The sequence below is a fragment of the Marinactinospora rubrisoli genome (assembly GCF_042664915.1).
Classification (GTDB): domain Bacteria; phylum Actinomycetota; class Actinomycetes; order Streptosporangiales; family Streptosporangiaceae; genus Marinitenerispora; species Marinitenerispora rubrisoli.
Genome location: NZ_JBHTBH010000011.1, coordinates 14,595 through 37,750, shown reverse-complemented (window position 1 = coordinate 37,750; position 23,156 = coordinate 14,595). Strand labels below are relative to the sequence as shown.

The 23,156-nt window shown below is 73.0% G+C and carries 24 protein-coding genes; 15 read left to right on the top strand and 9 right to left on the bottom strand.

Annotated features, from left to right (window positions below):
• The first annotated feature begins 61 nt into the window (after positions 1-61).
• The 6 genes from pgeF (at position 62) to ACFQRF_RS21160 (ending at position 4,923) form a co-directional block, all read left to right on the top strand.
• The gene (gene pgeF / locus ACFQRF_RS21185) at positions 62-784 is read left to right on the top strand and encodes a peptidoglycan editing factor PgeF (protein WP_379872892.1); all 723 of its coding nucleotides are present in this window, start codon (positions 62-64) and stop codon (positions 782-784) included.
• Positions 784-1,518, top strand: coding sequence for a YggS family pyridoxal phosphate-dependent enzyme (locus ACFQRF_RS21180; protein WP_379872891.1), 735 nt, complete (start codon positions 784-786; stop codon positions 1,516-1,518). Before pgeF ends, ACFQRF_RS21180 begins: the two co-directional genes overlap by 1 nt.
• A 118-nt stretch (positions 1,519-1,636) precedes the next feature.
• Positions 1,637-2,164, top strand: a complete 528-nt coding sequence (locus tag ACFQRF_RS21175) for a cell division protein SepF (RefSeq protein WP_379872890.1) — start codon at positions 1,637-1,639, stop codon at positions 2,162-2,164.
• Between the two features lie 39 nt (positions 2,165-2,203).
• Positions 2,204-2,497 (top strand): YggT family protein, encoded by a 294-nt coding sequence (locus ACFQRF_RS21170; protein WP_379872889.1) that lies wholly within the window; start codon positions 2,204-2,206, stop codon positions 2,495-2,497.
• Positions 2,498-2,626: 129 nt separating this feature from the next.
• Positions 2,627-3,490 carry a DivIVA domain-containing protein gene (locus tag ACFQRF_RS21165; RefSeq protein ID WP_379872888.1) on the top strand — a complete coding sequence of 288 codons (864 nt, stop codon included), beginning with the start codon at positions 2,627-2,629 and terminating at the stop codon, positions 3,488-3,490.
• A 404-nt stretch (positions 3,491-3,894) separates the two neighbouring features.
• Positions 3,895-4,923 (top strand): hypothetical protein, encoded by a 1,029-nt coding sequence (locus ACFQRF_RS21160; RefSeq protein ID WP_379872887.1) that lies wholly within the window; start codon positions 3,895-3,897, stop codon positions 4,921-4,923.
• 49 nt (positions 4,924-4,972) lie between these two features.
• Here the strand turns inward: ACFQRF_RS21160 and ACFQRF_RS21155 are convergent, their stop codons facing one another.
• Complete coding sequence (locus tag ACFQRF_RS21155; RefSeq protein WP_379872886.1) at positions 4,973-5,812, bottom strand: class I SAM-dependent methyltransferase; 840 nt, start codon at positions 5,810-5,812, stop codon at positions 4,973-4,975.
• Positions 5,813-5,989: 177 nt separating this feature from the next.
• On the opposite strand from ACFQRF_RS21155, the gene ACFQRF_RS21150 reads away from it, so the two are divergent.
• A complete protein-coding gene (locus ACFQRF_RS21150) occupies positions 5,990-6,289 on the top strand; it encodes a helix-turn-helix domain-containing protein (RefSeq protein ID WP_379872885.1) in 300 nt (99 codons plus the stop codon).
• A gap of 55 nt (positions 6,290-6,344) precedes the next feature.
• On the opposite strand, the gene ileS is transcribed toward ACFQRF_RS21150, so the two are convergent.
• Positions 6,345-9,524, bottom strand: coding sequence for an isoleucine--tRNA ligase (gene ileS / locus ACFQRF_RS21145; RefSeq protein WP_379872884.1), 3,180 nt, complete (start codon positions 9,522-9,524; stop codon positions 6,345-6,347).
• A 467-nt stretch (positions 9,525-9,991) separates the two neighbouring features.
• Here ileS and ACFQRF_RS21140 point away from each other — a divergent pair, with 467 nt between their 5' ends.
• The 4 genes from ACFQRF_RS21140 to ACFQRF_RS21125 all read left to right on the top strand — a co-directional run bounded on the left by ACFQRF_RS21140 (position 9,992) and on the right by ACFQRF_RS21125 (position 12,557).
• Positions 9,992-10,261 carry a divalent-cation tolerance protein CutA gene (locus tag ACFQRF_RS21140; protein ID WP_379872883.1) on the top strand — a complete coding sequence of 90 codons (270 nt, stop codon included), beginning with the start codon at positions 9,992-9,994 and terminating at the stop codon, positions 10,259-10,261.
• Positions 10,262-10,478: 217 nt separating this feature from the next.
• Positions 10,479-10,955, top strand: a complete 477-nt coding sequence (locus tag ACFQRF_RS21135) for a TraR/DksA family transcriptional regulator (protein ID WP_379872882.1) — start codon at positions 10,479-10,481, stop codon at positions 10,953-10,955.
• A 68-nt stretch (positions 10,956-11,023) separates the two neighbouring features.
• A complete protein-coding gene (gene lspA / locus ACFQRF_RS21130; RefSeq protein WP_379872881.1) occupies positions 11,024-11,638 on the top strand; it encodes a signal peptidase II in 615 nt (204 codons plus the stop codon).
• A complete protein-coding gene (locus ACFQRF_RS21125) occupies positions 11,631-12,557 on the top strand; it encodes an RluA family pseudouridine synthase (protein WP_379872880.1) in 927 nt (308 codons plus the stop codon). The genes lspA and ACFQRF_RS21125 overlap by 8 nt, the downstream gene beginning before the upstream one ends.
• Here the strand turns inward: ACFQRF_RS21125 and ACFQRF_RS21120 are convergent.
• The 5 genes from ACFQRF_RS21120 to ACFQRF_RS21100 form a co-directional block, all read right to left on the bottom strand.
• Positions 12,539-13,540 (bottom strand): DMT family transporter, encoded by a 1,002-nt coding sequence (locus ACFQRF_RS21120; protein WP_379872879.1) that lies wholly within the window; start codon positions 13,538-13,540, stop codon positions 12,539-12,541. The genes ACFQRF_RS21125 and ACFQRF_RS21120 overlap by 19 nt on opposite strands.
• Before the next feature lie 140 nt (positions 13,541-13,680).
• Entirely contained in the window at positions 13,681-15,378 is a 1,698-nt protein-coding gene (locus ACFQRF_RS21115) for a thiamine pyrophosphate-dependent enzyme (protein WP_379872878.1), read from the bottom strand.
• Between the two features lie 539 nt (positions 15,379-15,917).
• A complete protein-coding gene (locus ACFQRF_RS21110; protein WP_379872877.1) occupies positions 15,918-16,232 on the bottom strand; it encodes an AzlD domain-containing protein in 315 nt (104 codons plus the stop codon).
• Positions 16,229-16,954 carry an AzlC family ABC transporter permease gene (locus ACFQRF_RS21105; RefSeq protein WP_379872876.1) on the bottom strand — a complete coding sequence of 242 codons (726 nt, stop codon included), beginning with the start codon at positions 16,952-16,954 and terminating at the stop codon, positions 16,229-16,231. Before ACFQRF_RS21105 ends, ACFQRF_RS21110 begins: the two co-directional genes overlap by 4 nt.
• A gap of 149 nt (positions 16,955-17,103) precedes the next feature.
• Positions 17,104-18,012, bottom strand: coding sequence for an AraC family transcriptional regulator (locus ACFQRF_RS21100; RefSeq protein ID WP_379872875.1), 909 nt, complete (start codon positions 18,010-18,012; stop codon positions 17,104-17,106).
• A gap of 415 nt (positions 18,013-18,427) precedes the next feature.
• On the opposite strand from ACFQRF_RS21100, the gene ACFQRF_RS21095 reads away from it, so the two are divergent.
• The 3 genes from ACFQRF_RS21095 (at position 18,428) to ACFQRF_RS21085 (ending at position 21,547) form a co-directional block, all read left to right on the top strand.
• Complete coding sequence (locus ACFQRF_RS21095) at positions 18,428-18,853, top strand: GNAT family N-acetyltransferase (protein WP_379872874.1); 426 nt, start codon at positions 18,428-18,430, stop codon at positions 18,851-18,853.
• A 186-nt stretch (positions 18,854-19,039) separates the two neighbouring features.
• Positions 19,040-19,702: a PaaI family thioesterase gene (locus ACFQRF_RS21090; RefSeq protein ID WP_379872873.1), complete on the top strand. Its 663-nt coding sequence runs from the start codon at positions 19,040-19,042 to the stop codon at positions 19,700-19,702.
• Between the two features lie 45 nt (positions 19,703-19,747).
• Positions 19,748-21,547 (top strand): AMP-dependent synthetase/ligase, encoded by a 1,800-nt coding sequence (locus tag ACFQRF_RS21085; RefSeq protein WP_379872872.1) that lies wholly within the window; start codon positions 19,748-19,750, stop codon positions 21,545-21,547.
• Here ACFQRF_RS21085 and ACFQRF_RS21080 read toward each other — a convergent pair.
• Together ACFQRF_RS21080 and ACFQRF_RS21075 are read right to left on the bottom strand one after the other, a co-directional pair.
• The gene (locus ACFQRF_RS21080; RefSeq protein WP_379872871.1) at positions 21,532-22,257 is read right to left on the bottom strand and encodes a YdcF family protein; all 726 of its coding nucleotides are present in this window, start codon (positions 22,255-22,257) and stop codon (positions 21,532-21,534) included. The genes ACFQRF_RS21085 and ACFQRF_RS21080 overlap by 16 nt on opposite strands.
• Positions 22,258-22,307: 50 nt before the next feature.
• Complete coding sequence (locus ACFQRF_RS21075) at positions 22,308-22,643, bottom strand: CU044_2847 family protein (RefSeq protein ID WP_379872870.1); 336 nt, start codon at positions 22,641-22,643, stop codon at positions 22,308-22,310.
• A gap of 193 nt (positions 22,644-22,836) precedes the next feature.
• Between ACFQRF_RS21075 and ACFQRF_RS21070 the strand changes: the two genes are divergently transcribed.
• A complete protein-coding gene (locus ACFQRF_RS21070; protein WP_379872869.1) occupies positions 22,837-23,112 on the top strand; it encodes a DUF397 domain-containing protein in 276 nt (91 codons plus the stop codon).
• Positions 23,113-23,156 lie beyond the last annotated feature (44 nt).

Below are 23,156 nucleotides of genomic sequence, written 5' to 3'. Positions count from 1 at the left end.
GGCCGCCGATATCCTTTTGCCGCACGCTCCCCCCGCGGTTCCTGGAGGACCGACTTCCCCGATGACTGCCGTGACCGAGATCGGACCGGGCGTCCGCGCCGCGTTCACCGAGCGCTACGCCGGTGGTGTCAGCGCCGCCCCCTTCGACACGCTCAACCTGGGCGCGGGGGTCGCGGACGACCCGTCCGCCGTCGCCGAGAACCGCCGCATCGCGGCGGCCCGGTTCGGGTTCGACCCCGACCGTGTGGTGTGGATGTCGCAGGTGCACAGCGCCGACGTCGCGGTGGTGGACGCACCGGGCGACGCCGGGCGGGTCGACGCGGTGGTGACCACCCGCCCCGGGCTGGTGCTCGCGACGCTGGCCGCGGACTGCCTGCCGATTCTCGCGGCCGACCCGGTGGCGGGCGTCATCGGCGCCGCGCACTCCGGCCGTGTCGGCACCGCGCTCGGAGTCGCCGAGGCGCTGGTCGCCGAGATGGTCCGGCAGGGCGCGTCCGTGGACCGGATCAGCGCGCTGCTCGGTCCGGCCATCTGCGGCGCCTGCTACGAGGTGCCGCCGCACCTGCAGCGGGAGGTGACGGCGCGCACCCCCGAGGCCGCGGGCCGGACCCGCGCCGGCACCACCAGCGTCGATCTGCGCGCCGGGGTCACCGCCCAGCTGGAGCGGGCGGGGGTGCGGCGCGTCTCCGCCGACGGCCGCTGCACGCTGGAGAGCCCGGAGCTCTTCTCGCACCGGCGGGACGCCAAGACCGGGCGCCTGGCCGGTTTCGTCTGGCGGGCCTGATGACGGGACCAGAGGCGGAGCGGTCCCGGGCCGGGTGCATCGCGGCCAACCTGGCCACCCTGCGGAGCCGGATCGCCGCGGCGTGCGAGGCCGTGGGACGGCGGGTGGACGAGGTGGCCGTGATCGCGGTGACGAAGACGTACCCCGCGTCAGATGTGCGAATACTGACAAATTTGGGCATTCGGGACGTCGGTGAGAATCGGGACCAGGAGGCCGCCCCCAAGGCCGCCGAGTGCGCCGATCTCGCTCTGAGATGGCACTTCGTGGGCCAGTTGCAGACGAACAAGGTCCGGTCGGTCGTGCGCTACGCCGATGTCGTCCACTCCGTCGACCGCGAACGCCTGGCCCGCGAACTCGGCACCCGGGCGCGCGCGGTGGGGCGCGAGATCAGCTGCCTGGTCCAGGTCAACCTCGACCCGGAGTCGGCGGCCGGTGTGCTGGGACCGCGCGGCGGAGCGGATCCCCGTGACGTCCTCTCGGTCGCCGACGCCGTCCACGCGGAGGAGGGGCTCGCGGTCGGCGGAGTGATGGCGGTCGCGCCGCGCGGGGGCGATCCCGCCGAGGCGTTCGGCCGGCTCGCCGAGGTCGCCGCGCAGGTCCGGGCTCGCTACCCTCAAGCCACGGTGGTATCCGCGGGGATGAGCGGGGACCTGGAAGCCGCGATCGCGAGTGGCGCGACACACCTGAGAATCGGTACGGCGTTGCTCGGCGATCGTGCGGCGAACGTGGGGTAATGTCCCCACATGGACCTTGGCGCCCATCTGTCGAGTTCGCCCTGCGTGGCGGGCCCGGCCGAGAATCAGCGATAAGTCATCTGCGGTGCAGCACCACAGGGACGACGGAGGACAAGAGATGGCCGGCGCGATGCGCAAGATGGCGGTCTACCTCGGCCTCGTGGAGGACGACCGTTACGATCACCGCTATGCGGACGAATATGATGACTTCGAGGACTTCGACGAGGGCGTCGAGGACCGGCGTGACCGCGACCTCGACTCCAGGAGCGGCGACCCCCGTTCCCGGAACGTGACGGAGGCGGACGATTACGCCGTGTCCCACGCAGAGCGACGCAACGTCACGCACGCCGCACCGGCCACCGCCGATCTCGCGCGAATTACCACGCTGCATCCACGCACGTATAACGAAGCGCGTACTATCGGAGAGCATTTCCGGGAGGGCATACCGGTGATCATGAACCTCACCGAGATGGTCGACAGTGACGCCAAGCGTCTGGTCGACTTCGCGGCGGGGTTGATCTTCGGTCTGCACGGCAGTATCGAGCGGGTGACCAACAAGGTCTTCCTGCTGTCTCCCGCTAATGTTGAGGTGACCGCTGAAGACAAGGCACGGATCGCTGAGCGAGGGTTCTTCAATCAGAGCTAGACCATCACAGATGTCCAGGGATTGGGCCGGGGAACGACCGTGAGTATCGTCCAGAACATACTCATCGCCGTGTTGTACCTCTTCATGCTGGTACTCATCGGGCGGCTTGTGTTCGAGATCGTGCAGTCGTTCGCACGGTCCTGGCGACCCACCGGATTCGTCCTGGTGCTCGCCGAGACGACCTACACGATCACCGACCCGCCGTTGAGGTTGCTGCGTCGCTTCATCAAGCCCGTACGCCTGGGGAGCGTGGCGCTGGATCTGAGCTTCACCGTCCTCTTCCTCTTGGTGGTGATCCTGATCCAGATCGTGGCCTCGATCCCGGCCATGTAGCGGGCGGCCAATGTCGGAAAGGTAAGCTCCGGTTCCGATATGTGGTCTTGGTCATGATCTGGATTGCCGTAAGGTCACGATCAGGTAGCGTCCCTACGGACAGAGTCCAAGCGCGCCAAGGAGACGAACATGCCGCTGACACCCGCGGATGTACGGAATAAACAGTTCAGTACCACCCGGCTGCGGCCGGGGTACGACGAAGAAGAGGTCGACGCGTTCCTCGACGAGGTCGAGTCCGAGCTGGACCGGCTGATCCAGGAGAACGAGGAGCTTCGCGGCAAGCTCGCGGAGTGCCTGCGCGGGAAGGTGCCCAACGCGGGCATGCAGGACTTCCAGCCCCAGGAGCCGCAGCTCGCCCCGGAACCGCCTCCCGAGCCCCCACGGCCGGAGCCGGTCAAGCCGCCGGAGCCCATGCCGCAGATGGCGAACATGGGGCTGCCGGGCGCCGAGGACAACATGGACACCGCCGCCCGGGTGCTGGCGCTGGCCCAGCAGACCGCGGACCAGGCCATCTCCGACGCGCGCCGCGAGGCCGACGAGACCCTTGGCCGTGCCCGCCACGAGGCCGACGACATCCTCGGCAAGGCGCGCCGCCAGGCCGAGCAGATCGTCAACGAGGCGCGGGCCCGCTCGGAGAACCTCGACCGCGACGCCCAGGAGCGGCACCGCCAGGTCATGGGCTCGCTGGTCCAGCAGCGCGAGGAGCTTGAGCACACGGTCGCCGGGCTGAAGGACTTCGAGCGCGAGTACCGCAGCCGGCTGAAGGACTACTTCGAGCGGCAGCTGCGGGAGCTCGCCGAGGGGGCGAACGACCACAACTCGCCGCCCAACACGACCGGTGGCTTCCAGACGATGGCCCCCGCGACCGGCGGCACGCCGGCGCTGCAGCACGCGGGCCCGACCGGTGCTCCGGCCGGCAACCCGTTCGCGCAGCCCGAGCCCGCGCAGCACGGCGGCTACCACCCGGGCGACGCACCGCACGACCGCCACTGACCGGGCTGGTGTGTCACCACATCGACCCGTAAGTTCCTGAAAAGGCCAACCCTCCAGTGATCATCGCTTGCCTCGTCCTCGTCGTCGCGGCCCTGGTCGTCATCGGCGTGGCAGTGGCGCTCGCAGAGCTGACCCTTGTGTACATCGCTCTCGGAATGGGCGCCGCGGCAGCGGTCCTGCTGGTCGTGGAGTTCGTCCGCAACCGCGCGGAACTCCTCGGTGGGCGGGGCGCGGATCGCCCGTGGGGCGCGGTCGCTCCGGTGTCAGCGGTTGGGACGGACGGTTTGGGGAAGGCGTCCGTCCGCTCCGCGTTCACCGGAGGAAACCATTCAGCCCACACGGCCGGGCGGGGGGACCTCCCGGAGGCCGCCCGGCAGCCGGCACCTGGAGTGCCGGCCGGACCCGTGTGGGAGAGCAGTGCGCCCGGTCCCGCGCCGGAACCCGAGCCGGTGCGGGCGGAGCCGTATCCAGCGGACGTCGCGGTGGAGGGGATCGCGACGGACACCGCCGACCCGGTGGCCGAGCCGGAGCAGGACCGGCCGCCGGTGCAGCCTGACGTCTCCCGGAGCCCGGACTCCGATCCCGTCACGGACGCGGACTCCGGCCCGTCGCCGGACCGACCGGCAGAAACCGGCTCCGGCGCGGCCGAGGGCGAAGCGGAGCCCACGGCGCACCTCGACGCCGAGGAGCCCGCGGAGCAGGCCACCGTCGCGCCGCCCGAGGCGGCCGACGACGAAGGTGCCGGGGACCGGCCCGCCACCGCTGACGCGACCGAGGACGGGAACGTCCATGTCACGTCGGCCGACGACTCTCCCGCGAGCCCGCCGGCCGGGTTCGCGGCCGACGACCCAGCGGCGCCCGCCGACGCCCCGGCCGAGCCCGAGACCCCGGCCGAGACCGCCGCTGGGCCCGCGGCCTCCGACATCGATTCGGCAGCGCACACCGCCGAATCCGTGCCCGAGGATCCGGCGGTGTCGGAGGAGGCGCCCGGCGGGACCGCCGAGGCGCCGGAGCACACCGGGAACGCTGAAACCCCGGAGACCGAGCAGCGGACCGCCGAACCGGCGGACGTGGTGGACGATGACCGCACCACCGACGAAGACGACGGCGACTCCGCCACGGCGGCACCGACGTTCTCCTACGACGTCGTCCTGAGCGCCTCCGGCGAGGAGGAGGACACGCCCACCGCCCGGCCGGAACCGGCCGGGGACCGGCCCGAAGCACCCGCGCCCGCCGAGACGGCCGAAGCGGCCGAGCCGGTCGCCGCTGCCGCCGCGTCCCGCGATGAGGAGCCCGGGGAACTCCCGGCCGTCGAGGAGAGCGGCGCTTCCGTCCCGGCTCCGGCCGCGGAACCGGCACCCGCCCCTGATCCCGACGCCACGGCGGTGCTCCGGCGTCCGGCCGTCGAGCGCGGTGCCGGGGCCGACGACTGACCGGGGGCTCCGGGCCGGCACCACACGCGCCTGACCGGGACGGCCGCGCTCAGCCTCCGTCGGAGCGCCGCACCGCCGGGAACCGGTAGCACAGTACCCGTGCCATCCGCTGCACCGCCGGAAGCCGGCCGAGCACGCGGTACGGCCATGGCAACCGGGCCAGGTCGTCGGGATCGGCCATCGGGAGCGCCCCAGTGAACACGAGACCCGGAACCGCCACGGTCAGCTCCCGCGGGTCCTCGATCGCCCAGCGCAGGACGGCGCCGGTCGCGCGGAGCGTGCGGTGCAGCGGCGCCAGTCGCCGCGCCTGCCGGTTCAGCGCGTCGAAGACCGTCTCCCCACTCGGGAACCGGCCGACGATCGCCCGCAGCAGCGCCACGACCTCCCGTTCGTCCAGGTAGGGCAGCACCCCTTCGGCGACCACGGCCACCGGCCGGTCCTGCGGCACCTCCGCCGGCCAGGACGGATCGGCCAGGGAGGAGCCCACGAGGTGGTAGTCGCCTTCAGGAACGTCGAACAGCCGTCGGCGCAGGTCCACGACGTCCGGGTAGTCCACGTCGTACCAGGCGCCGTCCGGCGGAACCCCGATCCGGAACGCCCGGCTGTCCAGACCGCACCCGAGGTGCAGCACGGACGCGCCCGGCTCGCGGGTCAGCATCTCCAGCGTCAGCCGGTCGAAGGTCTTCGCGCGCGTCGCCACGCTCACCGGCGCACTGCCGCGCATGCCCAGCCGCCGGAAGTCGTAGTCGAGCGCGGCCACCGCCTCCACCGCCCACGGGTCGGCCAGCACCGGATCGGGCGCGGCGCTCTGCACCGCCCGCGCGTACAGGGTGGCGAGCATCGTCTCCTTCACACCGGTGAAGGAGACCTTCGGGTGTTCCGGTCCCATCGCCGTCTCCCTGGAGACACCTTCATGTTCCTCGTACCCGGCTATCGGGGGATCATCGCGGCGCGGTCGCGAAGACCTCCTCGTGGTGCTGCCGGGCCGACCAGGGGAAACGAACCGCGCGCCCAAATTCATAACATTTGTGTTATGCAGCGCGGTGATCGAGGAGGGGCGAGATCAGTGAGTGAACGCGGAGTGTGGGCGGAGAAGCGCGCCGAGATCCTGGCGTCGCCGGAAGCACGGGAAGCGTATGAGGCGGCACGTGTCGCCTTCGAACTCGGTGCGGCCGTTCGGAACCGGCGGCGGGAGCTCGGGCTGTCCCAGGCACGGCTGGCCGAGCGCGCCGGGATGCAGCAGCCCGCGGTCGCGCGCCTTGAGGCGGGCGGGACCGTGCCGTCGATTCCGGTGCTGGAGCGGATCGCGGCGGCGCTGGACATGAAGGTGAACATCGGCTTCCAGCCGCTCGAAGAGACCGGCTGACGATCGAAACGGGGCCGGGAGCGCTCGTGCTCCCGGCCCCGTGCCGTGGGTTCCGTCAGACCTTGCGCAGCCAGAACCGGACACCGAAGTCCGCGGCCTCCACCGTGTGGGCCGGGCCGTCCGGGGCGCCCTCGGTCAGGGTGCGGGCCAGGACCTCGGTGCCGATGGCCGTGCCGTGCTCGGCCATCGCCTGCGCCGTGGCCGGGTCGGTGGCGGTCCACCACAGGTCGATGCGGTCCGAGATGTCCAAGCCGCTGGACTTACGGGCGTCCTGCACCAGCCGGACCACCTCGCGGGCCAGGCCGGCGCGGTGCAGCTCCGGGGTGATCTCCAGGTCCAGCGCCACCGTCTCGCCGGACTCCGAGGCGACCGCCCAGCCCTCCCGGGGCTGCTCGGTGACGAGGACCTCCTCGGCGCTGACCTCCACGGGCTCGCCGGCCACCTCCACCTGCGCCCAGCCGGTGGAGCGCACCTGGTCGACCAGCTTGCGGGCGTCGGCCTCCTGGACGGCCTTGGCGACCAGCGGCGTGCGCTTGGCGAACCGCTTCCCCAGCGCCCGGAAGTTCGGCTTGACGACGTAGTCGACCAAGTCGCCGCCCACCGACGACAGCGGGTCGAGTCGCACCACGTTCAGCTCGTCGGCGATCTGGCCGCGCAGCTGCTCCGGCAGGCTCTCGAAGCGCGCGGCGCCCACCAGGGCACGGGCGAGCGGCTGGCGGGTGCGCACACCGGAGTCGGCGCGCGCCGCGCGGCCCAGCTCGACCAGCCGGCGGGTGAGCGCCATCTGGTCCGACAGTTCGGTGTCGATCAGTTCCTCGCGCACCTGCGGCCAGCGGGCCAGGTGCACCGACTCCGGAGCGTCGGGCCGCCGCAGCGCCGCCCACACGTGGTCGGTGAGGAACGGCACCAGCGGGGCCATCAGCAGCGTGACCGTCTCCAGGCACTCGAACAGCGTCGCGAACGCCGCCGCGCCCTCGGGGGTCGCGGCGCCCGCCCAGAACCGGCGGCGGGAACGGCGCACGTACCAGTTCGAGAGGTCGTCCACGAACGCGGTGAGCAGCCGTCCGGCCGCGGCGGTGTCGAAGCGCTCCAGCGCCTCCTCCACCCCGCGCACGACGCGGTTCAGCTCCGAGAGCACCCACCGGTCCAGCAACGGCCGGTCGGCCGGCGCCGGCGCGTCCGCCAGCTGGGCGTGCCGCCACCGCTCACCGGCGTTGGCGTACAGCGTGAAGAACGACGCCGTGTTGTAGTAGGTGAGCAGGACCTTGCGGACGATCTCCTCCAGGGCCGCGTGCCCGACGCGCCGCGGTGTCCACGGCGAGCCGCTGGCCGCCATGAACCAGCGCACGGCGTCGGCGCCGTGCCGCTCCATCACGGCCATGGGCTCCAGCACGTTGCCCAGGTGCTTGCTCATCTTGCGGCCGTCCTCGGCGAGGATGTGGCCCAGGCAGACCACGTTCTCATAAGAGCTGTGGCCGAACACGAGCGTGCTCACCGTCATCATCGAGTAGAACCAGCCGCGGGTCTGGTCGATGGCCTCGCAGATGTACTGGCCGGGGAAGTTGGCGCGGAAGACCTCCTCGTTGCGGTGCGGCGCCCCCCACTGCGCGAACGGCATCGAGCCGGAGTCGTACCAGACGTCGATGACCTCGGGCACTCGCCGGGCGGTGCCGCCGCACTGCGGGCAGCCGAACGTGACGTCATCGACGTAGGGCCGGTGCGGGTCCAGTGCGCTGAGGTCGCGGCCGGCCAGCTCGCCCAGCTCGGCGAGCGAGCCCACGACGGTGACGTGATCCTCGGCGCAGGTCCACACCGGCAGCGGGGTGCCCCAGTACCGGCTCCGCGACAGCGCCCAGTCGACGTTGTTGCGCAGCCACTCCCCGTAGCGGCCGTCCTTGACATTGGCGGGGACCCAGTTGGTGGCCGCGTTCTCCGCCAGCAGCCGCTCCTTGATGGCGGTGGTCCGGATGTACCAGGACGGCACCGCGTAGTACATCAGCGGAGTGTGGCAGCGCCAGCAGTGCGGGTAGCTGTGCTCGTAGTCCAGGTGCCGGAACAGCAGGCCGCGCGCCTTCAGGTCGGCGGTCAGCGCGGCGTCGGCCGTCTTGAAGAACACGCCGCCGACCAGGTCGAGGCCGTCCTCGAAGGTGCCGTCGGCGCGCACCGGGTTGACCACGGGCAGGCCGTAGGAGCGGCAGACCGCCATGTCGTCGGCGCCGAAGGCGGGGGACTGGTGCACCAGGCCGGTGCCGTCCTCGACCGTCACGTAGTCCGCGAGCACCACGAAGTGCGCCGGCTCGTCGAAGGGCACCAGCTCGAACGGGCGCTGGTAGCCCCACCGCTCCAGCTCCGCACCCTCGAACCGCTCCCCGGTGGGCTCCCAGCCGTCGCCGAGCGCGGACGACAGCAGCGGCTCGGCGACGAGCAGCCGCTCGGTGCCGTTCGTCGCCACCACGTAGGACACCTCGGGGTGCACCGCGACCGCGGTGTTGGACACCAGCGTCCACGGGGTGGTCGTCCACACCAGCAGCGAGGTGGGGCGCTCCGGATCCGCCAGCGGGCCCGAGGTGATGGGGAACCGCACGTAGACCGAGGGGTCGGTGACGGTCTCGTACCCCTGGGCGAGTTCGTGGTCGGCCAGCGTCGTGCCGCAGCGCGGGCAGTAGGGGCTGATCCGGTAGTCGCGGAACAGCAGGCCCTTCTCCCAGATGGCCTTGAGCGACCACCAGACCGACTCGACGTACTCCGGGTCCATGGTCCGGTACGCCTCGTCCATGTTGACCCAGTAGCCCATGCGCTCGGTCATGGCGGTGAACGCGTCGACGTTGCGCAGCACCGACTCACGGCACCGGGCGTTGAACTCGGCGACCCCGAAGGTCTCGATGTCCTTCTTGCCGCTGAGGCCGAGCTCCTTCTCCACGGCGACCTCGACCGGCAGGCCGTGACAGTCCCAGCCGGCCTTGCGGTCGACGTGGAAGCCCTTCATCGTCTTGAAGCGCGGGAAGACGTCCTTGAACACCCGCGCCTCGACGTGGTGCACGCCGGGCTGGCCGTTGGCGGTGGGCGGGCCCTCGAAGAACACCCAGCTGGGGCCGCCGCGAGTCTGCTCCAGCGAGCGCTCGAAGACCTTCTGGTCCGACCAGCGGCGCAGCACGTCGTGCTCCACGGCGGGCAGATCGATCTGGGCCGGCAGCGCGGGGAGCGGCGGGGAGGCGGGGCGTTGCACTTGCGACACCTGCGTACCTTTCCATCAGGATGTGGGCACCTGACGGAGGGACGAGGCCGGGGCCCCGCGGTACCACCCTCCTTGGAAGCGCCGCTGACGGGCGCGTCCCACTTCGTTCGCTGCCGCTGCCGGGTCTACTGGGCCACCGCCTCCGCCAGGCGGGGCGGCCGGACCGTTCTTCCGGCGGCTCCGGGGTGATCTTCCCGGCCGGGCATACCCTCGGGCTCGCACCGTCCCCGAGTCGCTGCTGGCTGTGTCCGGTGGTACTCGTCCCCATCCAAGCCTTGCTGGGTCCGAGGATAACGCACCCCCGCCCGGTGGTCGCCGTTTTCGGTCCCTCGCCCGGCCGGCGAACCAGGTCGCGGCCGTGGCACGGTGCGGGACACGGGAGACTGGGCGGAGACGGCGAGGACGTGCGGCGGCCGGCGCGGCGGCCGGCGCGGCGGCCGACGGATGAGGGGGAGTGGAACGGACGCATGACCGGGACGACGGGCGCGGAGAACGCGGTGCTGGTGACCCTGCCCGACCGCGAGGACGCCGAGGAACTCGCCGAGCAGCTGCTCGACCAGGGGTACCGGCCCTGCCGGGTGCACCGCGACATGCTGGCCGGTGAGGACGACGCCGAGGACGTCGACTGGGTGATCGAGGTGCGCACCGGGCCGCACGGCGGACCGGCCGTCTTCGACGAGCCGCACCTGGCCGCGCTCGCCGAGGACTACGGGGGGTTCGCCGTCGTGGAGTCGTGACACCCGCATGGCGGATCACGGGGCCGGCGGGCGGGCCGGGGCGGATGGTTGTTGCCCTGCCCCGATTCCCGATCTAAGCTTCGCGTCACCGTGCGGTTCGCGGTGTGATGTCCGGCGAAACCGCACGTCAAGGGGAGAGGGTCCACGGGGGACCGTTCAGTGAGCTCTGCGCCGGGTGCCAGGTGGCGGGCCGCGGCGAGCGGGGGAGACGATGACCATGGCGACGGCTGCCAGGACGCGGGACGACGGGCACGGAGAGCGCGGCGGCGACCAGCGGCGGAAGGCCGGTACGGCGAACCCGGCGGACCTGCCCGTCCGGCCCGGCGAGGACCCCTGGACGGAACCGGAGCTGGCCGAGGTGCGCGGGGAACTCGAAGGCGAGGTCGCCCGGCTGCACGGCGAGATCGCCAGCGCGGAGTCGGAGCTGGCGGAACGGCTGTCGGACTCGGTGGACGGCGCCGGCGACGATCCCGCGGATACCGGAGCGAAGGCGTACCAGCGCGAGCACGATCTGGCGTTGGCATACAATACTCGTGAACTGCTCGCGCAGAGCGAGCGGGCCATCGAACGGATGGACGCGGGGACCTACGGCGTCTGCGAGACGTGCGGAGAGGCCATCGGCAAGGCGCGATTGCAGGTGTTCCCGCGTGCCACACAGTGTGTGAAGTGCAAACAGCGCGAGGAGCGTCGCTGAGTGACGTCGAGCCCTCCGGGGACAACCAGACCGCACACGGACCCGCCGCGGTGAAACCGCGGCGCTTCGTGCTGCTCCTTCTGTTCATCGTCGCACCCGTCGTGTTCGCGGCGGACTACATCACGAAGGAGATCGCGCTCGCCGCCTTCTCCCGGCAGGATCCGGTGCAGCTGTTCGGTGGGCTGCTGCAGTTCACCCTGATCTTCAACCCGGGCGCGGCGTTCTCGATCGGCGCCGGCATGACGTGGGTGCTGACCCTCGTCGCCCTCGGCGTGGTCCTCTACATCCTCCGAGTGGCGCGGAAGCTGCGCAGCGTGGGCTGGGCCATCGCGCTCGGCCTCATCCTGGGCGGCGCCTGCGGCAACCTCGCCGACCGGTTCTTCCGGCCGCCGGCTCCGCTGCACGGCTGGGTGGTCGACTGGATCCAGGTGCCGTACTGGCCGGTGTTCAACATCGCCGACTCCTGCATCGTCACCGGAGGTGTTCTGGTGGTGATCCTGGCGTTCCGTGGCATCAACCCCGACGGCACCCGGGAGCCCGACCGTGAGACCGCGGCGGCCGGTGACGCCGGGCCCGTGACCGACGGCCCGCCGGAGGGCGGACCGGAGCCGTCCGGCTCCGAGCGGCCGGGTGGGACGAGCGGCGGCGCCGCGCCCGCGACGAGGGAGGACGGCGGTGACTGACCACCGCAGCATGCCGGTGCCCGACGGCCTGGAGGGCGACCGGCTGGACGCCGCGCTGGCCCGGATGTTCGGGCTGTCCCGCAGCCGCGCCTCCGAGCTGATCACCGAGGGCAACGTGCTGGTCGACGGTACCGCCGCCGCCAAGTCCGACCGTGTGCGCGGCGGCGCCTGGCTGGACGTCACGCTGCCGCCGCCGCCCACCGCCCCGGCGCCGCGCCCCGAGCCGGTGCCCGGGCTGCGGATCGTGTACGAGGACGCCGACATCGTCGTCGTCGACAAGCCGGTCGGCGTGGTGGCGCACCCGACCGTGGGATGGACCGGCCCCTCCGTCCTGGAGGGGCTGCTGGCCTCCGGGGTCCGCGTCACCACCAGCGGCGCCGCCGAGCGGCAGGGCATCGTGCACCGGCTGGACGCCAACACCACCGGGCTCATGGTGGTGGCCAAGAGCGAGGTGGCCTACAGCGTCCTCAAGCGGGCGTTCAAGGAGCGCACCGTGGACAAGCGCTACCACACGCTGGTCCAGGGGCACCCCGACCCGTTGCGCGGCACCATCGACGCGCCCATCGACCGGCACCCGTCCGGCGACGGCCGGTTCGCCGTGGTGGCGGGCGGACGCCCATCGGTGACCCATTACGACACCCTGGAGGCGTTCCGCGCCGCCAGCCTGCTGGACGTCCGGCTGGAGACCGGCCGCACCCACCAGATCCGGGTGCACATGGCGGCCATGCGCCATCCGTGCGTCGGCGACCACCTCTACGGCGCGGACCCCACGCTCGCCGCGCGGCTCGGGATTCGCCGCCAGTGGCTGCACGCCGTCCGGCTCGGCTTCGAGCACCCCACCGAGGGCCGCCACGTCGAGTTCGAGAGCTCCTACCCGGAGGACCTGGAGAAGGCCGTCGCTCAGCTCCGCGAGGACTGAGCGGGGGCGTCCGGGGCGGCGGACGCGGCGGAGGCGGGCGGCGTGCCGCCGCGCGGCCGCGCCGCCGAGGACTGGCAGAGCGCGGCGCCCACGATGATGACGGCCGCGCCCACCGGGTGATGCCAGGCCAGGCTCTCGTCGAGGATCAGCACGCCGGCGGCGATCGCCACGACCGGGGCGACGTAGGTGACGGTCGTCGCCACGGTCGCGCCGACGCGCTCGACGAGCCGGTACATCAGCACGTAGGCCAGCCCGGTGCCCAGCGCCCCCAGTGCGGACACGGCGAGCACCACCCGCCAGGGCAGCGACTCGGGAGCGTCGGTGATCAGCGGGGTGAGGACGGCCAACTGCACGGTGCCCGAGATCAGCTGGCCGGCCGTGAGCTCCAGGGAGCCGTGCCCGCGGCCGGTGAGGAAGCGGCGCAGGTAGGGGGTGCCTATCCCGTAGCAGAGGGCGGCGCCCAGCGCCATGAACATCCCGGCCCCGCCCGCGCCCGCGGGCCCGGACCACACGCCGAAGACCAGCAGCACACCGATGAAGCCGACCCCGAGCCCGGCCAGCCGCCGCCCGGTGGGCCGCTCGTCGGAGAGGACCACCAGGCTGACCGCGAGGGTGAACAGCGGGGTGGTGGCGTTCGCGATTCCGGCGAGGGCGGACGGGATCGACTGCTCCGCGTAGCCGAAGAGCGTGAACGGCACGACGTTGAGGAAGAACGCGGCCACCGAGAGGTGCGCCCAGGTGCGCACGCCCCGGGGCAGCCGTCCGCGCGTCAGCAACAGGACGGCGACCATGGGGAGCGCCCCCGTGGCCATCCGGCCGAGCGAGATCTGGGCCGGGGCGAGCGCCTCGGTCCCGATCTTGATCAGCAGGAAGCTCGATCCCCAGATCAGGGAGAGCAGCAGGAAGGCGAGCCGCCAGTCCAGACCGCGAGACAGCGGTGCGGAACGCGTACGGGTGTTTGAAAGAGGCTCGGACACAGGCATCTTTGTACCGTGCCGGGCGGTTCGGGTCCACGTTCGTTTGCTACACCGACGTGTGAGCGTTTCTTACCGGTTCGGGGCGCTCGGAACAGCTGGGCGCCGGGCCCCGTTCGGGGCCCGGAACACCTGCCGGGAGGCCAGGTTCACCCGGCGTTGCGTCCTCGGTCCAGCAGCTCCGTCATGGTCGCGCCCGGGCTGATGATCTCCGGATCGGTGCGGGCGTCGATCAGCGTCGGCAGGCCGGAGGTCAGGGCTTCGGCGAGCGCCTTCTCCAGCTCCTCGGGAGTGGTGGCCGTCGCGCCGCGCGCGCCGAGGCCGCGCGCGTAGCCCGCCAGATCGAGCGGACCGCCGATGTCGACCGCGGCGGTGCGGCCGAGTTCGCGGGCCTGGTGCATGGCGATCGTCCCGTACAGCCCGTTCTGGAACACCAGCACGATGACCGGCAGGCCCAGCCGCACCGCCGTCTCCAGTTCCTGGCCGGTCATCAGCACGCCGCCGTCGCCGACCACCGCCGTGACGGCGCGGTCCGGTTCGGCGAGCTTGGCGGCGACCGCGGCCGGCACCGCGTACCCCATGGCTCCGCTGGTCGGGGCGAGCTGGGTCCGCGGGTGCCGGAAGAGCCAGCCGCGATGCAGGAACGCCGCGAAGTTCCCGGCGTCGTTGGTGACCACGGTGTCCGCCGGGAGCACTCGGCGCATGGCCGCCACCACCGCCCACGGGTGCAGCCGTCCGCCGGGGTGTCCGGCGGCCCCGGCCGGGGGCACGGTGGTCTCCCGCCACGCCCGGTTGGCCGCCGACCAGTCCCGGTCCGGGGCGGACACCGGTGCGTCGGCGAGAGCGGCGAGAGCGCGGGCGGTGTCGGCCACCGCGCCCAGCCACACGTCGGTGACCGCGCCCACCTGGCCGGGTTCGATGTCGATCTGCGCCACACGGGACCGGCCGTCCGGTCCGCCGCCCGCAGGCAGCCGGTAGCCCTGGGTGGTGATGTCGCTGAGCCGGCACCCGGCGACGAGGACCGCGTCGGCCCGTTCCACGCCCTCCAGGACCGGGGCGGGGCAGCCCAGCCCGAGGTGCCCGAGATAGAGCGGATGGTCGTTGGGGAAGACGTCCTGCCGCCGCCACGCCGTGTAGACCCCGGCTCGGTACCGCTCGGCGACGGCGACCAGTTCGGCGCGCGCGTCCCTGGCGCCGCCACCGGCGATGATCACCGGCCGCTCGGCCGCGGCGAGCCACGCCGCGAGCCGGTCCCGGTCGTCCCCGTCGAGCGCCGGCCGCGGCGGCCGGGCGAATCCGGGCAGCCGGCCGGCCGGTGGCACCGCTTGCCCGAACAGGTCACCGGGAACGGCGATCGCCACCGGCCCCGGCCGCCCGCTGGTGGCCACCCGGATCGCCTGCGCCGTCACCTCGGCCAGCCGGTCGGCGCGCGTCACGGTGGTCGCCCACTTGGTGATGGGGGAGTAGAAGGCGGTGAGGTCCACCTCCTGGAACGCCTCCCGTCCCAGGTGGGCGGTCTCGACCTGCCCCAGGAACACCACCATGGGAGTGGAGTCCTGCCGCGCGGTGTGCACCCCCACGGCGAGATTGGCCGCCCCGGGCCCACGGGTGGCGGCCGCGACCGCGGGGACCCCGGTGAGCTTGGCGTCGGCCTCGGCCATGAACCCGGCCCCGCCCTCGTGCCGGGTCGACACCAGCCGCATGTCCGGGTGCCGGTCGAACGCGTCCAGCAGCTCCAGGAAGCTCTCGCCGGGCACCGTGTAGCACCGGCGCACCCCGGCGGCGGCGAGAACGGCGACCACCTGGTCGGCCGCGGTCTGAGGGGTGGCAGAGGGGTGGTCGCTCACGAGGGTCCTTCCACGGTGAAGGGGCGAGTCGTCACCGGCTTACCTGCCCGATGGTCCGTGCGGTGTCACCTGCCGGTGCACGAAGACTCCGCTCGCGCGAGGGGATCTTCAAGCGGGGCCGCGAGGATCCACCGCCACTCAGGTTCCTGATCCGGCGCCGGGTGCGGCGGCGCTGAGTTCGTACTGGTAGCCGATCGTGTGACGTGTTGGCGGACACCACTCCCGTACTCGATCACGCCTGCGTCATCCCGCAGCCGGTGCGCACCGGCCGGGATCGGCGCGCCGACCTTCAGCCGGGTAACCGGCCTCCCGAGCGTCCGCCTCGCGGGCGTGCATGTCGTCCGCCCGTCCATCACCCTGCGGCCGGTTGCGTCGAGCACCCGCAGCAGCAGGCCGGGCGCCTTGGCGGGAGAACGTGAGCGCAGGTCAGGGGCCATGGCCGCGAACTGGGCCGGATACCAGTCCACATGCGAACCGCGCGCTGACCGCCACGGCCCACCTGCCGCTCACGTCGGATGACCTGGTCGCGAACGGCGCCGTCACCCCACCCCGAGCGCCCGCAGCCCGGCGGCGGTGCCGGCCGCCACCACGATGACCACGAGGAACGGCGCGCGCAGCAGCAGCGCGACCAGTGCGGCGCCCAGTCCGGTGAGCCGGGCGGTGTCCAGCATCAGCTCCTGGCCATCGGCCACCGTCTGGATGGCGATCAGGGCCGCCAGCAGCGCCACCGGGACCGTCAGGGCGAACCGGTCGACCAGCGGGTTGGCCAGCAGGCGGCGCGGCGCGGCCAGACCGAGGTACTTGAGCAGGTAGCAGCCGGCACAGGTCAGCAGGATGGCGATCCAGAGCGTCACGACCGCACCTCCGGCGACTCTCCGGCGGGCGTGGCGGCCGTCCGGACACCGGTGGCGGGTCCGGCCAGCGCGGCCACCGCGGCCAGCATGACCGGAACGCCCGGTGGCAGCAGCGGGGTGGCGGTGACGGCGATGGCGGCGCCGAGCACCGCCACGAGCAGCACCCGGCCGCCCTCCCGCAGCCGGGGCCACAGCAGCGCCAGGAACACCGCCGGACCGGCCGCGTCCAGTCCGAAGGTGCGGATGTCGCCGATGAATTCGGTGGCGACCGCCCCGGTCAGGGTCGAGGCGTTCCACAGGATGAACAGGGTGACGAAGGTGGTCAGGAACCCGGCCCGGGCGTCCGCCCGCCCCGACTGGGCGAGCGCCACCGCGGTCGTCTCGTCGATCACCCCGTGCGCCGCCGCGACCCGGCGCACACCGCGCCAGCCGAGCAGATCGGCCAGCCGCAGGCCGTACAGCGTGTTCCGGGCGCCGAGCAGTAGCGCGCCCACCGCCCCGGCGAGCACGTTCCCGCCGCCGGCCACCACCCCGACCAGCGCGAACTGGGAGGCCCCGGTGAATCCGAGCAGGCTCAGCGCGCACGCCTGCGGAACCGACAGGCCCGCGGCCACGGCGGCGGTTCCGAACGCGAGGCCGGAGCCGCCCACGGCGAGGCCGACACCGAGTCCGTCGCGGACGGGAGGAGAGAGGGAGAAGCGGGAAGACGTACGGTCACTCACGTCCAGGCACGCTAGCGGGACGGGGCCGGGGTGGTCTTGAACGTTCTTGCGCACGGTGACCGATGGCGCGGCCGTCTCCGGCCCGGCGGCTGGAAGCCCGGCGCATCAGGCGGGCGCGCGCGAAACCGGAAGCGGTGGACGGCCGCGGGTCAGGAGTCCGGCACCGGCATGGTCGCCAGTCCACGGCGGTAGGCGCCGGGCGGGACGCCGAGGCGGCGTTTGAAGTGGCGGGACAGGTGGGCCTGGTCGGCGAAACCGACCTCGGCCGCCACGTCACGCGGCGAACGGCCGTCGGCCAGCAGCCGACGGGCCCGCATGACACGGACCTGGATGAGGTAGCTGTGCGGCGGAAACCCGTAGGCGGCGCGGAAGGCGCGCAGCAGCGCGAAGGGGGTCACGCCGACGGCGGCGGCCAGCTCCGGCAGTGCCGGCGGGTCGACGATGTCGGCGTGCAGGATGTCGCGGGCCTGGGCGGCGATCCGCGACGGCGTGGGGCGGCCGGAGTCCGGCGTGGCCCGGACCCGGTCGGCGCGGGCGTGCCGGTGGACGAGATCGCGCAGCGCCGCCCGCATCAGCGAGGAGGCGGCGAGCCGGTCGCCGTGCTCCGCCGCCAGGTGGGCGGCCCGCAACCGGCGGGCCGTCGCGGGATCGGTCAGCACGCTCCCGGCGAATGCCGGTGTGCCCGAACGCCCCAGCTCCCGGGCCACCTCCGCGAGGACCGGCACCTCCGGGTACAGCATCCGGTACCGCCAGCCCTCGGGCAGCCCCGCGTGGCCGGTGTGCACCTCGCCCGGCTCCACCACGACGATCCCGCCGCTGCCGGCGCGGTGCAGTTCGCCCCGGTAGCGGTACTCCTCGATCCCGGCCTCGATCACCCCGATCGCGTACTGGTCGTGCGCGTGCCGGTCGAAACTGTGCCGCACGAACGACGCGCGCAGCAGCTCGACGTCGGGCAGCCCAGGGTGCCGCCAGTAGCGAGCGTTCTCACCGGCGGTCGTGCTGCCATGAGCTGCCTTGATGATGGGTCGTCCGTCGATTCCGTGCGAGGGGCCGAACACGCGTCACGCGTCGGCGCGCCGGCCGCCACCGGGCGGCCTACGGCCAGGTGACGGCCAGTGTACGGCCTCGGAGTCGCCCGTCTTCCGGCCGGTCCGGCCGGTGCTTCGGCGCGGGTCGGGCACATCCGGACCCGACTGCGGGCGGACCCCCCAGGGCTACGGATATGACCCGCCGACCCGCCAGTGGTACGCCTTCCCTGCGGCGCCGTCTCCGATGCTCTGACGGAACGCGGCGATCACCTGGTTCTCGCCCTCCCGTTGGGCCGGGATGTTCTTGTCGTACTCACCGGTGTACCGGCATCCGGCGACCTCCCGGCAGGCGTTCGCAACTCCCGTCTCACGGTCCCGCTGTAGGCCGGCCCCGCGTCCCGGTCAGGGGCCGGTGGCGGACCTCGCTCGTCTACAGTGGGTCTCCGTGCTGACCGTTACCCTCGCGGAGTCGTTCCAGGACCGGGCCCGGGTGTTCGTCATCCGGGGTGCGGTGTTCGTCGCCGAGCAGCAGGTCCCCATCGAGGAGGAGTGGGACCGCCACGACCTCGACGCCGACCACTTCCTCGCGCTCGCGGACGGGGCGCCGGTGGGCACCGGACGGCTGGTCGTGGCCGGGGCGGAGGGGATTCTGGGGCGGCTCGCCGTGCTGCCGAAGGCGCGCGGCACCGGCGCGGGGGCGGCCCTGGTGCGGGCGATCGAGCGGCGGGGCGCCGAGCGTGGGCTGCGCGCGGTCGAGCTGCACGCCCAGACGCACGCCATCGGGTTCTACGAGCGTCTGGGGTACACCGCCTACGGCGCGGAGTTCCTGGACGCCGGTATCCCGCACCGGCACATGCGCCGGGACCTGTGAGGACGCCTTCCGGCGCGGCCGGCGTCCGGGTCCCGTCCCGGCCGCACGACCGGTCACGCGCGGTGGTGTAGGCAGTGCCACACCCGTGACGGCGGGTTCGGCGGTGCGCGACATGTTACCGGTCAGTACGATTCGGTGTGGTGGACCGTCCGGTCCGCTCACCCCCCGAGAGACCGGCGAGGAGCCATGACCGTCGAAGCGGAGCCCGTCGCGGGGTTGCCCGACCCCACCGAGTACGGCTTCAGCGTGGTGCGCGAGTCCGAGATCCCCCGCGAACACCACGACCTCGTCGCCCGGGTGCGCGAACTCGTGGACGCCGTCGCGCACACGCAGGCCGAGCCCGCCGAACTGGCCGCGGCCGAGGCCACGGTCGCCGAGCTGACCGAACTGCTCTCCCGGCGCCGCCGCGACACCGGCACCCTGCTCTTGCACCGGCCGCCCGGCGGCCCGCCCGAGTACGGCACCGTGACCAACCTCGTCGCCGGGCCCACCAACGCCGTCGCTCCGCCCCTCGTCATGGCCCCCGGCGCCGACGGCGAACTGCGCGGCGAGGTCACGCTCAACGGCGTCTACCAGGGCCCGCCCGGGATCGTGCACGGCGGCTGGCTGGCCGCCCTGCTCGACCAGGCGCTCGGCGCCGCCGCCAGCGCGGCCGGCATGCCCGGGCTCACCGCCAATCTCTCCGTCGACTACCGCCGTCCGACGCCGCTGCACGCGCCGCTGACCGTCACATCGCGGGTCACCGGCACGGAACGCCGCAAGGTGTTCGTCGCCGCGGAGATCCGCCACGACGGGGAGGTCACCGCCGAAGGCACCGCGCTGATGGTGCGACTCGCGGTCCCGGACTGAGCGGAACCCATGGCCGCGATCGCCGCCGTCGGATAGGCAGGATGCATGACAACGCACTCCGTCCCCGCCCTGGCCGTGCCGCCGGACACCGGGGGACTGGCCGAGCCCCTGTTCCGGATCGCCGAGACCGACCCCGAACGGACGGTGCTCTCCCGGCGCACCGGCGCGGGGTGGACCGGAGTCCGGGCCGCGGACTTCCGCGACCAGGTGTGCGGTGTGGCGGCCGGTCTGGCGGCGGCGGGCGTCGCTCCCGGCGACCGGGTCGCGCTCCTGGCGGACAACCGGTACGAGTGGACCCTGGCCGACTACGCGGTGTGGACGGCCGGGGCCGTCACCGTGCCCGTGTACCCGTCCTCCTCACCGGGGCAGGTCCGGGCGATCCTCGCCGACTCCGGGGCCGTCTGCTGCCTGGTCGACACCGCCGAGCGGGCCCTCCTAATCGACGGCCTCCGCGGCGAACTTCCCGGCCTGCGCACCGTCCGGGCCTTCGACGAGGACGCCGTCGAAGGCCTCACGGCGTCCGGCGCCGACGTCACCCCCGACGAGCTCACCGCCCGCCGCGCCGCCGTCCGGCCCGAGGACCCCGCCACCCTGGTGTACACCTCGGGGACCACCGGCCCGCCCAAGGGATGCGTCCTCACGCACGCCAACTTCTTCGCCGAGGTCGACAACGTCCTCGCGGCGCTGCCCGAACTCGCCGCGCCGGACTCGGCCGGCCGGGGGCCGCGCACGCTACTCTTCCTGCCGCTCGCGCACGTCTTCGGCCGCATGGTCCAGGTGGCCGCGATCCACGGCGGGGTCGAGCTGGCGCACAGCCCCAGCGTGCGCGAGCTGCTCGCCGACCTCACCACGTTCCGCCCGACGTTCCTGCTCGCCGTCCCGTACGTGCTGGAGAAGATCCTGGACTCCGCGCGCAGGCAGGCCGGCGGCGGAGTGCGCGGCGCCGTCTTCGCGGCCGCCCGCAACACCGCGGTGAGCTGCTCCCGGGCGATGGACGCCGACGGGCCCGGCCCGCTGCTGCGGCTGGGCCGCCGCGTCTTCACCCCGCTCGTGTACCGGCGAGTGCTCGACGCGCTGGGCGGCGAGGTCACCCGCGTCATCTGCGGCGGCGGCGCACTGGACGCGCGCACCCTGCACTTCTTCCGGGGGATCGGGATGGAGGTCATCGAGGGGTACGGCCTCACCGAGACCACCGCCGCCGTCGCCGCCACCCGGCCCGGGTGGGCGCGCCCCGGCACCGTCGGCCCGCCGATCCCGGGCGCGGAGATCCGGGTGGCCGAGGACGGCGAGGTGCTGGTGCGCGGACCACAGACCTTCACCGGCTACTGGAACAACGCCGAGGCCACCGCCGCGGCCCTGCGCGACGGCTGGTTCGCCACGGGCGACCTGGGCGAGTTCGACGCCGAGGGCAACCTGCGGATCACCGGGCGCAAGAAGGAGATCCTGGTGACCGCCGGTGGCAAGAACGTGCAGCCCGGTCCGCTGGAGGACGCGGTGCGCCGCCACCCGCTGGTCGGCAACTGCATGGCGGTCGGCGACGGCCGGCCCTTCGTCGCCATGCTCATCACCCTGGACCGCCCGGCGCTGCGCCGCTGGCACGCCGAGCACGGCAGGCCCGAGGACCTCGACCCCGCCGCCGACTCCGAGCTGACCGCCGAGCTGCAGAAGGCCGTCGACGCCGCCAACACCGAGGTCTCCCGCGCCGAGTCCATCCGGGCGTTCCGGGTGCTGCCCGGCGACTTCACCGTCTCCGACGGCACCCTGACCCCCACGCTGAAGCTGCGCCGCGCCGCCATCCTGGAGCGGTACGCGGCCGAGGTCGAACAGATCTACGTCCGGAGGTGACCCGGCCGGGGCCGGCCCGTCGGCCGCTCCGCCACGAGCTGCCCGGTGAACCCCAGCGCGACCAGCCGGCCGTGCGCCGCGCGCACCTCGCCGGGAATCGGCACCGGGGCGGACCAGCCGCGGCGGCCGTAGACGTCGAGGCGCTGCAGGTCTCCCACGAGGAAGTGCACCAGCTCGGCCTCGGCGTCCGGTGAGCACGGGTAGCCGTCGTACCCGCCGGGGAAGCACCGGAACTCCCAGTCGACGCCGGGCCAGCGCAGTGCGGCGGTCGCCAGGGCGCGCCGCGCCATGTACGGCTTGGCGGTCAGCACGGCGCGGCGGACCCGCAGCCCCGACCGCTCCGCCAGCGCCCGGGCGAAGTCCAGATTCTCCCCGGTATTGGTGGCCCGTGTCTCCAGGATCAGGGCGCCGTCCGGGACGCCGCGGTCGCGTGCGACCGCGGCGAACTCCTCGGCCTCGGGCCGGTCCCAGCGCCTGAACCCGTCGCCGCCCGCCGTGCGGCGCCCCCGGTTCCCGGTGAACAGCACCTTGGGGGCGACGCCGGCCAGCCACAGCTCCGCGGCGTACCCGGCCACCCGCAGGTCGTGGCTGCCCAGCCCCAGAACGAGGTCGGCGGGAGCCGCCGGTTCCGGGCCGTCCGGCCGGGCGGGCGCGGTATGGAACTCCCACAGCACCCGGGCCCAGTGGCGGGCCTCCTCATCGACCCTCACGGCCGTGCCGCCGCGCGCGGCGGGAGGGCGGGGTGAGCCCGAGGGCGGGGTCACGGACGCCACGTCAGCGTGATGTGCAGGCTGCTCTCGGCCGTCGTGCTGGCGATGAACACATCGGCCTCGGCGTTGATGTTGACACCGAGCTCGACGGTGATCTCGTCCGGGCGGGACGCGAGGTCGGTCAGTTTGCTCGCGACGAGCTCCGACACCCCGCGCACGCGGTCCAGGACCGCCTCGAAGGTGCGGTCGGCCGAGCGCACCAGGTCGCGGGCGCTGGTGTCGACGATCCCGGACCGGGGCCCGGAGACCTCGACCAGGACCTCGGCGCCGTTCTCGGTGTCGAAGCGGAGGAGTTCGCTCATGGTCTCCCGTTCGGTGGCGGGCACAGATGCTCACATTCTGTACCCGAAAGTGCGGAAAGCGTAAGTGAAATGTCCAGGGTTGGCCCACATGACGGGAAGTCGGGCGGGGATATATACGACGCTGACAGAGTGTCAGCATCTTTGGTATGGAAAGCGTCCCGTGTCGAACATTGTGCCTGCGACCACGGTGTGGCCGCGTCAAGGACGAGAGATCCGCATGAGCACTGATCAGACAGCGCCCACGGACGGGACCGAGCACCTGACGGACGGCGGCGCCGCGCCTCCCGTCCAGTCCTGGGGGGACACCGCGCTGTTCTGGCGGAAGTCCAGTCACAGCGACGGTCCCGACGCCAACTGCGCCGAGGTCGCGATGATCCCCGCCGGGAAGGTCGCCCTCCGCGACTCCAAGCGGCCGGCCGCCGCGGTACTCCCGCTCTCCGGCGCGGCGTGGCGCGCCTTCGTCGCCGCGCTGAAACACGGCCGATTCGACTGAGTGCGTCCTCCCTATGCGGAGGGCGCACTCAGCCGGGGCGCACC